The organism is Pseudomonas sp. NC02 (assembly GCF_002874965.1).
Taxonomy (GTDB): Bacteria; Pseudomonadota; Gammaproteobacteria; order Pseudomonadales; family Pseudomonadaceae; genus Aquipseudomonas.
This window is the reverse complement of record NZ_CP025624.1, coordinates 3,206,464-3,218,928: the sequence shown is the minus strand read 5'-3', so window position 1 is coordinate 3,218,928 and position 12,465 is coordinate 3,206,464. Positions and strand designations below refer to the sequence as shown.

14 protein-coding genes are annotated in these 12,465 nt (G+C 63.0%); 3 read left to right on the top strand and 11 right to left on the bottom strand.

Going from position 1 to position 12,465, the window contains the following annotated elements:
* The first annotated feature begins 45 nt into the window (after positions 1-45).
* Complete coding sequence (locus tag C0058_RS15395; protein ID WP_087693914.1) at positions 46-573, top strand: DinB family protein; 528 nt, start codon at positions 46-48, stop codon at positions 571-573.
* A 1-nt stretch (position 574) separates the two neighbouring features.
* Here C0058_RS15395 and C0058_RS15390 read toward each other — a convergent pair whose 3' ends face one another.
* A complete protein-coding gene (locus tag C0058_RS15390) occupies positions 575-1,030 on the bottom strand; it encodes a GFA family protein (RefSeq protein ID WP_003207766.1) in 456 nt (151 codons plus the stop codon).
* A gap of 77 nt (positions 1,031-1,107) precedes the next feature.
* Positions 1,108-1,947 carry an SDR family oxidoreductase gene (locus C0058_RS15385; RefSeq protein WP_102368999.1) on the bottom strand — a complete coding sequence of 280 codons (840 nt, stop codon included), beginning with the start codon at positions 1,945-1,947 and terminating at the stop codon, positions 1,108-1,110.
* A 100-nt stretch (positions 1,948-2,047) separates the two neighbouring features.
* Here C0058_RS15385 and C0058_RS15380 point away from each other — a divergent pair, with 100 nt between their 5' ends.
* On the top strand, positions 2,048-3,013 hold the full coding sequence (locus C0058_RS15380; RefSeq protein ID WP_102368998.1) for an AraC family transcriptional regulator: 966 nt from the start codon (positions 2,048-2,050) through the stop codon (positions 3,011-3,013).
* 99 nt (positions 3,014-3,112) lie between these two features.
* Positions 3,113-3,397, top strand: a complete 285-nt coding sequence (locus C0058_RS15375) for a hypothetical protein (RefSeq protein ID WP_003207761.1) — start codon at positions 3,113-3,115, stop codon at positions 3,395-3,397.
* Position 3,398: 1 nt separating this feature from the next.
* Here C0058_RS15375 and C0058_RS15370 read toward each other — a convergent pair whose 3' ends face one another.
* The 9 genes from C0058_RS15370 to C0058_RS15325 all read right to left on the bottom strand — a co-directional run bounded on the left by C0058_RS15370 (position 3,399) and on the right by C0058_RS15325 (position 12,411).
* Positions 3,399-4,034 carry a LysE family translocator gene (locus C0058_RS15370; RefSeq protein WP_102368997.1) on the bottom strand — a complete coding sequence of 212 codons (636 nt, stop codon included), beginning with the start codon at positions 4,032-4,034 and terminating at the stop codon, positions 3,399-3,401.
* A gap of 208 nt (positions 4,035-4,242) precedes the next feature.
* Positions 4,243-4,434: a DUF2188 domain-containing protein gene (locus tag C0058_RS15360; RefSeq protein WP_168197509.1), complete on the bottom strand. Its 192-nt coding sequence runs from the start codon at positions 4,432-4,434 to the stop codon at positions 4,243-4,245.
* 87 nt (positions 4,435-4,521) lie between these two features.
* Positions 4,522-5,205, bottom strand: a complete 684-nt coding sequence (locus tag C0058_RS15355; protein WP_102368995.1) for an HAD-IA family hydrolase — start codon at positions 5,203-5,205, stop codon at positions 4,522-4,524.
* A 10-nt stretch (positions 5,206-5,215) separates the two neighbouring features.
* Positions 5,216-6,244, bottom strand: a complete 1,029-nt coding sequence (locus C0058_RS15350; RefSeq protein ID WP_003207754.1) for an ABC transporter permease — start codon at positions 6,242-6,244, stop codon at positions 5,216-5,218.
* Positions 6,241-7,737 carry a sugar ABC transporter ATP-binding protein gene (locus C0058_RS15345; RefSeq protein WP_102368994.1) on the bottom strand — a complete coding sequence of 499 codons (1,497 nt, stop codon included), beginning with the start codon at positions 7,735-7,737 and terminating at the stop codon, positions 6,241-6,243. Before C0058_RS15345 ends, C0058_RS15350 begins: the two co-directional genes overlap by 4 nt.
* Positions 7,730-8,716, bottom strand: a complete 987-nt coding sequence (locus C0058_RS15340; RefSeq protein WP_102368993.1) for a sugar-binding transcriptional regulator — start codon at positions 8,714-8,716, stop codon at positions 7,730-7,732. The genes C0058_RS15345 and C0058_RS15340 overlap by 8 nt, the downstream gene beginning before the upstream one ends.
* Positions 8,713-10,233, bottom strand: a complete 1,521-nt coding sequence (locus C0058_RS15335) for a ribulokinase (RefSeq protein WP_087693921.1) — start codon at positions 10,231-10,233, stop codon at positions 8,713-8,715. The genes C0058_RS15340 and C0058_RS15335 overlap by 4 nt, the downstream gene beginning before the upstream one ends.
* Positions 10,234-10,326: 93 nt before the next feature.
* On the bottom strand, positions 10,327-11,343 hold the full coding sequence (locus C0058_RS15330; RefSeq protein ID WP_256579610.1) for a galactitol-1-phosphate 5-dehydrogenase: 1,017 nt from the start codon (positions 11,341-11,343) through the stop codon (positions 10,327-10,329).
* 93 nt (positions 11,344-11,436) lie between these two features.
* Positions 11,437-12,411: a substrate-binding domain-containing protein gene (locus C0058_RS15325; protein ID WP_003207745.1), complete on the bottom strand. Its 975-nt coding sequence runs from the start codon at positions 12,409-12,411 to the stop codon at positions 11,437-11,439.
* Positions 12,412-12,465 lie beyond the last annotated feature (54 nt).

Here is a 12,465-nt window from a genome sequence, read left to right as displayed (position 1 = left end):
AGGCTCGCATTATCATGGCGACGCGCCCCCATCGAGGAACCTCACGTGACCCGTACCGAGCAGATTGCCTTGATGGCGACCTATAACCAGTGGATGAACCGCAAGGTGTATGAAGCGGCCCACGGCCTGAGCGACGAAGACTTGATTGCCGACCGTGGCGCGTTTTTCGGATCGATCCTTGGCACGCTGAACCACCTCGCCCTGGGTGATCGCGTCTGGCTCAAGCGTTTCGCCGAGCATCCGGCAGGCTTTGCCGCGCTGGTACCGTTAGACGCGTTGGGGTTGCCGCCACGCCTGAATCAACTGGCCTTCGCCGATATCCGTGAACTGTCGGCCCACCGCGCCTGGCTCGACCAGCTCATCATCGACTGGGTGCAGTCGATCAGTGAGCCGGACCTGGATCAGCCCCTGCAGTACCACAACATGGCGGGCACGCCCATGAACAAGAATTTTCATGCACTGCTCGTGCACTTCTTCAATCACCAGACCCACCACCGGGGCCAGGTGACAACGCTGCTGACCCAGGCCGGGCGCGACGTGGGCGACACCGACCTGCTGGCACTGATGGACTAGTTCAACCGCCGCTGTACTCGGCGTACGCCTGTATCAGCGCGGGGAAATTCTCCCTCTCCGGGAGCTGCGCAAAGCTGTGCTGCGCCGGGGTAGTCGCCCACGGCAGCTTTTCACTGGTCCAGGTTTCAATGAATGGCACATAACCGCTGGCGTCATCCAGCATGGTGGGACGCAGGTTGATCAGATCTTCCACGCCATTGGGGCGGGAAAACATCCAACTCATGCAGTGGGGGCAGCAGTAGTGGCGGTCTACGCCATGCAACCCGCCGATCACCGGGTTGCCCTGGGTGATGGTGAATCCGTGGCTGGGGATCAGCGCGCTCAGCGAGAACGCGCTGGATGACATCTTCTGGCACCCGGTGCAGTGGCACGCCATGGTGATCAATGGTTTTTCGGTTACGGTAAAACGCACCCGGTCACAACGGCAGCCGCCTTCCTGGGACTCTTGATTGCTCATCTTCCACTCCAGTCACATTGTGTGTGTGACCGGAGGATAAACGAGCGGGTGCGTCGCGAACAGCGATGCCGGTTTCGTTACGGCACAAAGAAGTCCGTCGAAAATGCCAGGTCCTTTTGCGCTTCCAGTGCTGCCAGACGGTCGCTGAGCTGCTTGTGCATCACGGTGTAGGCGTCTGGCCCCAAGGCAATGCGCTTGGGCGCAGGGTGCTGGTCGACGCTGGCAAGCATGATCGCAACCATCTTGGCCGGGTCACCCGACGACACCGTCGTGCCGCCTTCGATCATCCGCCGTGCGTGGCTGGAAGGAGAACGGTCGTAGTCTTCCAGGCGTGGCGCCAGTTGCGCGCTGCGGTAGCGAAAACCGGTGCGGGCGCTACCGGGTTCGATGAGGGTGCAGCCGATGTTGAAACAAGCCACTTCCTCGCCCAAGGCGTCGACAAAGCCTTCAATTCCCCACTTGCTCGCATGGTACAGCGAACCACCCGGGAAAACGGCCTGCCCGCCCATGGTGGACAGTTGCAGGATCCGCCCGCCACCCTGGGCCCTGAGGCGGGGCAGCGCGGCGCGCAACAATTGAATGGAACCCAGCAGGTTGGTACCCAATTGATGCTCGATCTGCTGATCGGTCATCTCTTCTGCGGCGCCGAAAAGGCCGTAGCCTGCGTTACTGACCACCACCTCAATGGACCCCAGCGCCTTGAATGCCTGATCGACCACCCGGCGAATCGCCGGGGTATCAGTCAGATCCAACTCGGCCAGCCACAGCCTTTCGCCATGAAGCGCTCGCAGGTCCGCCATGCTCGCCAAATCCCGGACCGTGCCCGCAACGCGCTCCCCCCGTGCCAATAATTGCTCGGTCATCTCGCGTCCAAAGCCACTGTTGGCTCCGGTGATCAACCAAGTGCGTGATGTCATGATCAAACCCTCTGTAGTGACGTTGGAGACCCCAGCATATCCATCCGACCTAGACGATGAATGCGCTAGACTCCAATTTTTATAAGCAATCGTCTAAATCATGACTGATCCATTTTCCGAGTTGCTCACCTTCATGCAAGCCCGCTCCGTGATGTCCGGCGGCCTGGTGGCGGGCGGACGCTGGGCGATCGCCTTTCCACCGGCTACCCAATTGAAGTTCTGGGGCGTGTTGCGAGGGACGTGCTGGCTGAAGATCAAAGGCGAAAGCACGCCCATTGCGGTAAACGAAGGCGATGTGTTTCTACTGTCGGCCGAAAGGCCCCATGTCATGGCCAGCGACCTGAGTGCAACACCGGTGGATTTGCAACAGATCCTCGACAAGCGAGTGGGTGCCCTGGCGTATCACGGCGATGGGGATGAGTTCTTCATGATTGGCGGCAAGGTGGAACTCAGCCCTGACTCCGAACACCTGCTACGTGCAGCACTGGCGCCCTTCATCCATTTGAATGCCAGGACCCATGCGCTCGAAACACTGCATTGGTTGCTCAATCAACTGGTGCGTGAACGGGAGCATGATCGTCCGGGTGCAGCAGTGGCCTCATCGCAACTGGCGCACCTAATGTTCATCGAAATTCTGCGTTTGCATTTCGAAACCGCACCGCCGCTGTCCGGCAGTTGGCTGCGCGCCATGACCGACAAACGCCTGGCGCCGGCGCTGCGCCTTATCCATGGCGAGCCGGGCGAAACCAGGCCGTTGGAGGTACTGGCCAAGGCGTGTGCAATGTCGCGAGCCAGCTTTGCGGCCTACTTCAAGGACGTCGCCGGGGTCTCGCCGATGGCCTACCTCACCCAGTGGCGCATGCGTCTGGCAGCGCGGGCGCTGGCTGAGGGCAAACGCTCGTTGATCGAGCTCGCGCTCTCGCTGGGCTACAACTCCCAGAGCGCATTCAGCCATGCCTTCAAACGTGAGATCGGGCGCTCGCCGTTGCATTACCAGCAGGCGCTACGGGTGTCGACGGAGGCGCAATACCCTCAAACGAACGCATGGAGCAGCGAACTGTCATAAAAGACAGAGCGGTGAACATCAGCCAATGGCTGCCCCGCCCTGCCCGCGCGCATCAGCAGATTACCGATGCGACGCATCCCCCAAGAAGGAGACGCTTACATGGTCATTCACTTCAAGGTCGCCGGGCATCTTGCCTGCGGTCATCACGGCAACAACCTCCCTTCCAGCACCGAGCTGAATCGGGTCAAGTGCCGTACCTGCCGTAACACCGAAGTCTTCAAGGAAGCCCGCCGCACCCAACGCAACGCCGCTCGGCGTGCCGCGCGCAAGTCCAAAACCGCCCATGCCGCCGGTGACTGGCGCAGTGCCTGGACCCAGCGCCTGACCGACCTGCCAGGCCGTCAGCGCCTGCCACGCGGGTTCCACGGCCAGCCATTCGTTTAAGTTACGCAGCCGGGGCACGACGGTAAGCGGCCAACAGCACGCCCATCGTCATCAACAACCCACCCGCCCCACGGTTGAAATGCTGCAAATGTGCGGGCCGCAGGCGACTGAGCAAGCGTGCCCCGCATACCGCGTAGAACATCATGATGCTGACATTGAGCACGCACAGCGCCAGCAACAGGCACGCGTACTGCGGCAGTTGCGCCTGGGTGCTGTCGACAAATTGCGGCAGGAATGCCGACATGAACAACAACGCCTTGGGATTGGAAATCGCCACCAGGAAACTGCGGGTGAAAATACTCGCCGAGCGGGTGCCGCCGTCCTCACCTTCGCCCACCGATGGCAACGCCGCCTGGGGTGATCGCAACATCTGCCAGCCGATCCAGATGAGGTACGCCGAACCGATCCATTTCAGCGCCTGAAACAACCCTTCGCTGGCCGCGAGCAGCAATCCCAGGCCACACGCCACCGCCGTCACCAGCAACGCGTCGGCCAACACCGCCCCGGCCATGCCCCAGAGCGCCGCCTGCAAACCATGGCGCGAACCATTTTGCAGGGCCAACAGAACCGTCGGGCCAGGTATCGCGATAATCGCGGCGCTCATCATGACGAACAGAAATAAGGTTGCCAGGGACATGACAGGTTCCTACGGGCTGATCAGCTGCGAATCATCCCAAAATATCCTCTGTGTCGCGAGGGAGCTTGCTCCCGTTGGGCTGCGTAGCGGCCCCAAAATCCTGGGAGCGCTTCGCACTCCAGCGGGAGCAAGCTCCCTCGCCACCGGTAATGTATTGCTCAATTGGGTGCCAATAAAAAGCCCCGGATTGACCGAGGCTGTTGAGGGCTCATGCATCATTGGCGACCGGCCTAGACCCTGCCTTGTAACCCGGTAGCGCCGCGGCATACGCCAGCGCCTGCTCACGGGAACCGAAGGATGCCAGGCGATCAGCCTTGGTACAGACGCGCCACGGGCCGCTGTTGACCTGCACGATGTCATAACCGTTGAGATGCAGCTTGTTCAGCATGGGAGTGCTCATAGTCACCTCTCTCTCCAGAGATAATCCAGGTGTTTGCCCGGTCTACCATACACCCGCTGACGACGAGGCAGCCTACCGAACGTCGAGTCAGCGGTAGGCTGGCAACCCCCATCGCGCGAGGTCAAACGCCTCCAGGCTCAGCAGTCTTCCATCCGCATGCAGGAACTTCTCCTGCGGCATCGCCGGGTCCGGGATGGCCACGGCGTACATCCCGGCCGCCTTGGCCGCAGTGATGCCAAATGGCGAATCCTCGAACACCAGGCATTCAGCGGGCGTCACTCCCAGTCGCTCGGCAGCCACCAGGAAGATATCCGGCGCCGGCTTGGCAGCGCCTACCTGAGGGTCATCGGCGGTGACGATGGCATCGAACAAGCAGAACCAGTCGCGGTGCAAGGTGGTTTTCAGTTCGAAATAGTGCCGCGACGAACTGGTACCCACCGCAATCGGCACACCGTGGGCCGACAAATGCCGCACCAGCGCCTGGGCCCCGGCCATGGCCGCCGCCTGGGGGAACCGCGCATTCATCAATGGTGTGCGTTCCTGCAAGAACGTCTCGGGGCTCATCGGCAAGCCCACGGCCTGCACGATATAGCTGGCCAGTTCATAAGCCCCCAGGCCGATGGTGTTCTGCTTCATGCTCCAGTCAAACGTGCGGCCGTAGCGGTCGGCAATCAGCTGGGTGACTTCGGTGTAGATGCCTTCGGTGTCGAGCAGCAGGCCGTCCATGTCGAAGATCACGGCCTTGATCGGCGCGGGTAGCGGTGCATTCATCACGGTGTCCTCAGGTGCGCCCGGCGTAATGGTCGATCAAGCGGTTGAGCAAAATCGCCAGCACGATGATCACCCCGGTGATCGCCATCTGGTAGAACGAGCCCAGCCCCAGCAGGTTGAAGATATTGCGCAACACCTGCAGCAGCATCACCGCCACCGCCGTGCCTACCACGCTGCCGCGCCCGCCGAACAGGCTGGTGCCACCCAGCACCACGGCGGCAATTGCATCCAGTTCCAGGCCCTGGGCAGCGGTCGGTTGGCCGACGTGCAGGCGTGAGGTCATCAACAAGCCGGCGAATGCTGCCAGGCCGCCGCAGATGGCGAACACCGCAATCGTCACCGCCCGCACCGGCACGCCGGACAGCCGCGCAGCCTCCAGGTTGCCGCCGGTGGCCAGCACATACTCGCCAAACACCGTGTAGCGCAGCACCAGCCAGGCGATGACGGTGATCAGGATAAAGATCAGCCCCAGCACCGGAAACGCAATGCCAGCGCTGGGCCAGATGTCGATCATGGCCGAGCCGAACGAGGTGAAGCTGGCCGGCAATCCGCCAATCGGCGCACCGTCGGATGCCAGGAAGGTGGCCCCGCGCAGCGACACCAGCCCGGCCAGGGTGATGATAAAACTCGGCACCTTGCCAAAGACCGTGAGGCTGCCCATCAAGGTGCCGATGGCCAGTCCCACCAGCAACGTGGCCGGCACCGCCAGCCAGCCGCTGACCTGCTGCTGCAGGAGCACCGCCACCAGGATCCCGCCGAAGGCACACAGGCTGCCCACCGACAGGTCGATATTGGCCGTAAGGATAACGAAGGTCATGCCGATGGCGATGATCCCGACAATCGCCCCCTGCTGGAACAGGTTGGCGATGTTGCCGAAGGTCAGGAAGTCGTCCGACAGGAACGTCGCCACCACCACCGCAAACAGAAAAATGAACACAAAGTTGTAGCGCATCACCCACTCCAGCACCGCACTGCGACGGCGGCTGGTGAGGGTGACGGGCTTATCGAAAACCGGGCTTGGGTTGCTTGCAATAGTCATGGTTCTACACTCGTTCTACCGATAAGGATGGCCTGGTCGATCTGGTCGCGACTGGCAGTCAAGGGGTCGAAACACAGCGCGTTGCGCCCCTCATGCATCACCCAGATGCGGTCGCAATTGACGTACAACTCGTCCAGCTCGCTGCTGGCGACCAGCACCGCCGCCCCTTCCTGCGCCAGGCTGCGGGCCAGGGCATAGAGGTCGGCCTTGGCGCCGACATCCAGGCCACGACTGGGCTCGTCCAGCAGCAACAGGCGCGCGCCGTCGATCACCCACTTGGCCATGACCACCTTCTGTTGATTGCCGCCGGAGAGCTGGCGTACCGGTTGCTCAAGGTTGTCGAGCTTGGTCTGCAAGCGCTGCAGCACCGGGCCGGCGCGGTCCTTGGCCTGGCGATGGGAAAACCAGTTCAAGTGCCGGGTGTGCACCAGGCAGGCATTGCGGTAGATCGGCGCATCCAGCAGCAGGCCTTCGGTCTTGCGGTTTTCCGGCACCAACCCGACGCCCTGGCGGATCGCCTGGCGCGAGGTTTGCGGCTGATAAGGCTGGCCAAACAGTTCAACATCGCTGTCGTTGCGCCCCACGCCAAACAAGGCTTTGAGCAACGTGCTGCGCCCTGCCCCGTTAAGCCCGGCAAGCCCGACAATTTCGCCCTGACGCACTTCCAGCCCCTGCACGTCCAGGCCCTGCTCGCCTTGCAGCCGGCGAATATTCAGCGCCAGGTTGTCCCGCGGCGCCTGACGCGGGCTGCGTTCCAGCAGGTCGCGGTGCTCGCCGACCACGGCGGCGATCAGCGCCTGGTCGTCGATCTGCGCCAGCTCGTGGGTTTGCAGGGTTCGCCCGGCACGCAGCACCGTGACCCGGTCGCCGATCTCGCGAATTTCATTCAAGCGGTGGCTGACATACAGCACCGCCACACCCGCCGCAGTGATCTCGCGAATCACCTGGAACACCCGCTTGAGTTCGGTCTCGTTCAGCGCCGCCGAAGGCTCATCCATCACCACCAGCCGGGCCTCACAGGTCAGTGCCCGGGCGATGGCCGCCAATTGCTGGTTGGCAATCGACAGGCTGCCCACCCGGTCGGAACTCGAGAAGTTGGCCCCGACCCGCAACAGTGCGGCCTTGGCCAACGCACTGCGCTTGCCCCGGGAAATAATCCCGAAGCGCTGGGGCGCATAGCCGAGCATCAGGTTCTCTTCGACGGTCATCTGCGGGATCAGGTCGAGCTCCTGATAGATCATCGCGATCCCGGCCTGGCGCGCCTGTTGCGGATTCTTCAGTTCCACCCGCTGGCCCGCCACCGACATTTCGCCGCCATCCGGGCGATGGGCGCCGGCGACGATTTTCAACAGGGTACTTTTGCCCGCGCCATTGGCACCCAGCAGGCAATGCACCTCACCGGGCCGAACGTCGAGGGAGGCATCGGTCAGCGCCACCACATTGGGAGGAAAACGCTTGCTGACATGACGGATATCCAGGGCCAACTCACTCATGATCCTGCTCCAGCAAATAGCGGGCGGTGGCCGCGTCGGTGGCCAGCACATTGACATAGCCGGCCTTGACGCTGGCGTGGACGATGCGGTGCTTCTGCGCGCCGACGCACACGGCAATGGACCAGGCCTTGTCGCGCAAGGCGGCCAACGGCAGGCCCAGGGTGCGGGCGTCGAGTTCGGGCATCACCGGTTCACCGTCCATGCCGATAAAGCGGCCCATGATGTCGCCGACGGCGCCCAGGCGTTCCAGCTCTTCGAGCAATGGCCGGTCGATGTAACCCGACTCCATCAACACCGAATGATCAGACAACTCCCCCAGGCTGAAACACGCCACCGGCGCCTGTTGCCCGAGGCGCAATACCTGGGCGATCACCGGGTCCTGCTCCAGCGCCTCGCGGGTATGCGCATGCCCGAGAATCGCCGGCACCGGCAGCAACGTGGCCTGGCCACGGGCAGCCTGGGCGAAGCGCTCGGCGACGTTATGGCTGGACTCGCCCATCGAACGGGTATTGATCGCGCCGTTCAGCAGCACCACGTTGACCCCCTCGTTCCAGCGCGGCACCAGCCACTGGGCCATTTTGGTCAGGGTGCGGCCCCACGACACGCCGATCAGCGCCGGCATCGGCTGCAAGTTGCACAGGTAACGGGCGGCGGCCTGGGTCACCACGTTCAGCGCGGTGTCGGCATCTTCCACATCCAGCACCAATGCTTCACGCAGGCCGAAACGCCGTTGCAAGGCTACTTCCAGCTGCGGCAAGCGCGCCGAGCGGGCGACGATATCGATGCGCACCACCCCGCAATCCCGCGCCTCGCGCAGCAAGCGGCTGACTTGCCAGCGGGTCAGGCCGGTCTCTCGGGAGATATCGCTTTGGGTCTTTTCCAGGTCGTAATACAGCTTGGCCACCTGGACCATCAAGTCATCGCGCTGGGAATCGGCCGACAACCGTGTGGCAAACGTTTCTTCAGAATGGGCGCTCATGCTGCCGGCCTTACGCCGAGCGTGCGGTTCGCCGGTGGCTTGCAACTGATGGGCGCGACGCTGTCGGTGGCGGCGCGGTAGCGGCCCAACAGCTCGATGTATTGCTCGTGGGCGTAAGGGTCGGGCTCGATCAGCCGGCCGATGGTGGTGAAGTCGGTAGCGGCTTCCTGCAAGGTGCCGAACTCGCCGAGGGCGCAGGCGGCAGCGGCGGCAGTGCCGATCAGGGTGAGGTTATCGTGGGGCACCATTTCGAACGGCACACCGGTGGCATCCACCGTGGCCTGCAACCATAACGGGTTCTTCTGGAAACCACCGGCGGCGACCACCCGGGTGATCTCGATGCCCTCGGAGCGCCAGGTGTGAAAAATGTTCGCCGAGCCCAGGGCAATCGCTTCCACCGAGGCGCGGTACAGGTCATGCCGGTCATGGTTAAGCGACAGGCCCATGATCGCCCCGCGCATGTCCGGCGAGCGGTACGGTGTGCGGTTGCCCATCCAGTAATCGAGCACCAGCAAGCCGGTGGAGCCGGGCTGCAGCTCTGCGGCCTGGCGGATCAGGCGCTGGTGCCCGGCATCGTCGAGGCCGAACATCTTTTGCGCCAGCCAGTTGAGGATCGAACCGGCGGAGACTTGCCCGCCTTCCATCAACCATTGGCCGTCGAGCAAGGCGCCGGGGTACGGGCCCCAGATGCCCGGTACGTCGATGCGTTGCGGGGTGTGCATCAGTTGCACCACCGAGGTACCGCCGATAAACAACAGCTCGCCGGCGCCAGTGGTGCCGGCACTGAGCATTGCCATGTGGGCGTCGATTCCGCCCTGAGCCACCAGGGTGTCGCGGCTCAGGCCCAGATGATTGGCGGCATCGGCGCTCAATGGGCCGATCCGCCCACCAACCTTGATCACTTCCTGAGGGAGTTTTTGCGCCAGTTCAGGCACGCCCAGTTCGGCGTACAACTCCACCGGAAAACGCTGCTGCAGGGTGTCGTAATTCCACTTGCAACTGGCATTCAATTGGGAGGCGACCCAGCGCCCGGTCAACTGAAAGTTGATCCAGTCCACGGCCTCGCAAATACGCTCGGCGCGCTGGTAAACCTGAGGCTCGTGCTCGGCCAGCCACATGGCCTTGGGCACCAGCCATTCCACCGCGTCACCGCCCTGGTTCATCATCGGGTGGCTGACGTGGGCGGTGCGCGCCGACTCGGCAGCGGCGCGGCAATCCATCCATAACAACGCCGGGGCCAGGGGTTGGCCGTCCGCCTGGGCAACCACCACGGTGGAGGCTGTGGTGGCGACGCACACCGCCGCCACCTGCGGGTGCCCGGCCTGGGCCATCAACTGCCGGCAGGCCTTGCCCAGCGCCGACCACCAGTCCGCCGGCGCCTGCTCGGCCCAACCCAACTGCGGGTATTGCGTGGCATACGGCGCCTCGGCGACGTGTACCAGTTTGTGGCTGTGCAGGTCATACAAACCAGCCCGCACCCCACCTGTTCCGAAATCCAGTCCCAACAACAAGGTCATCGGTAGTTCTCCTGCGTCTTGTAACAACGCTTTTTGTTTTAAGCCCGGCAACGCACAGCGTCGTCGGGCTTGGCGACACACAGCTGACGCGGCTCAGGGACGGAAAATTACCTTGGCCGCGACTTCGCTGCGATCGGCATAGCGCTTGAACATCGCCGGCAATTCATCCAGCGGCAAGTCGTGGGTAATCATGAACTGCCACTGCAATTCACCGGAAGCCAGCTTGTCGATGGAGGCCGTCCACTCATCGCCCGGGAACGGTGCCGAGAACGAGTTCCAGGCGCCGTGCAGGGAGATTTCCTGGCGCAGGAAGTGCGAGAACGTCGCAGTGCTGAGGGCCACGTCACTGGTGGGAATGCCGATAAACACCACATGCCCGCCAGCCTTGGTCAGTTGCACGGCCTGGTTGATCGAGCTGGGATGGCCTGCCGCTTCAATCACCAGTTGGCAACGGGGCAACTCGGCATCCGCCGCGCCGCTGAGCAGGGTGTGGGTGGCGCCGGCTTCGCGGGCCATGGCGAGTTTCTCTTCGGCGATGTCGATGGCGACGATGTCCTTGGCCCCCATGATCCGCAGCCACTGGATCGCAAACAGGCCGATCGGCCCGCAACCTACCACTGCCCCGCTCTGCCCGGCCTTGAAGTCGGCTTTCCAGATCGCATGCAGGGCAATCGCCGCCGGGTCCACCAGGGACGCGGCAATCGGGTCCATGCCTTGGGGCACCTTGATCAGGTTGCTCAGGGGCACATTGACGTACTCGGCATACGCGCCGTCGCGCCGGCTGCCGAAGTAATCGTAGCGCTCCGAGCGGGACGGAAAGCCACGGGCATATTGGTCGCTGCTGACGTCCGGGATCATCGGCGGCACAGTCACCAGTTCGCCGATGGCATAGCCGTCGACGCCGCTGCCGATCTCTTCGATAAAGCCTGCGAATTCATGGCCGCAAATCAGAGGCATCACATGGGCGCCCTTGCTCAGCATGCGCGGGATATCCGAGCCGCACACGCCGCAGGCGGCGACCCGAACCAGCGCGTGGCCGGCCTTGACCGCAGGTTTTGGAACATCTTCGACCCGGATATCGCCCGGTTGGTACATGACGGCAGCTTTCACAGTGAATTCCTCTGTTGAGTGACGAGTGCGTTCGACCAGGCACCTCCCGCAAGAGGTGCCCGCAAAAATCCATAGCGTGGCGGCGCAGATCCGTCAGAGCGCGCCGGGGCGGTATTCGCCGAAGGTAGAGTCATGCTTGACCTCGGCCACGTTGGCCTTGGTCACCACCTGGGTGCCGGCGTCGACAAAGTTCGGCACCGACTTGCCGGCCGCCAGGGCCCGCGCCGCCTCGATGGCGACCTCGCCCAGGTAGCGTGGGTCGTTGAGGGCGGTGGCCACGTATTGATCGCCGCTCTGGATGGCATTCAAGGCCTCGGACAAGCCGTCGATCCCGGCCACGAGTACGTCTTTCTTGCCGCTTTCGGTGAGCACTTGCAGCGCGCCCATGGCCATGTCGTCGTTATGCGCGATCACCGCCTTGAGGTCCGGGTGCGCTTGCAGCAAATCCTGCATTGCCGTGACTGCGTTGGCGCGCATGTACTCGCTGTAGGGGCCGTCGATGATCTTGAAGTCGGTGCCGGCCAAAGCGGTGTGGAAGCCCTTGCGGCGTTCTTTCATTACCGTACCGCCGGCGTCGCCCTGGATCTCGATGATCTTGCCCTTGGTCACACCGCGCTGCTTGAGCGCGGCGAGCAGCGCCTTGCCGGACAGCTCGCCCATCTCGGCATTGTTACGGCCAATGGTGGTGGCGACCGGGGCATTGATTGCGCGGTCGACGGCAATCACCGGCACCTTGGCGCGTTTGGCGGCGTCGAGGGCCGCGCCCACGGCGTCGGGGTTCACGGCATTGATGATGAGGATGTCGACCTTGCGGGTCAGCAGGTCCTGGATATCGTTGTTCTGCTTGCTGATATCGCCGTTGGCGTCGAGGAAGATCAGCTCGTCGCCGCCCTTGGCCGCTGCAGCCTTGGCGCCGTCGCGCAGTTGTACGTAGAAGGGAGATTGCAGGGTGACCTGGCTGAAACCGATCTTCAGATCCTTGGCCTGGGCGTTCAGCGCCAGCGCCGAGGCCGCGACAGCCAGTGCAAGGGCCAGCACATGAACAGGTTTACGGGCTATCTGGAGCATGGTGATTCCTATTTTTATTGTTGTCAGGATTCGGGCACGGCCTTCAGGGAGGCC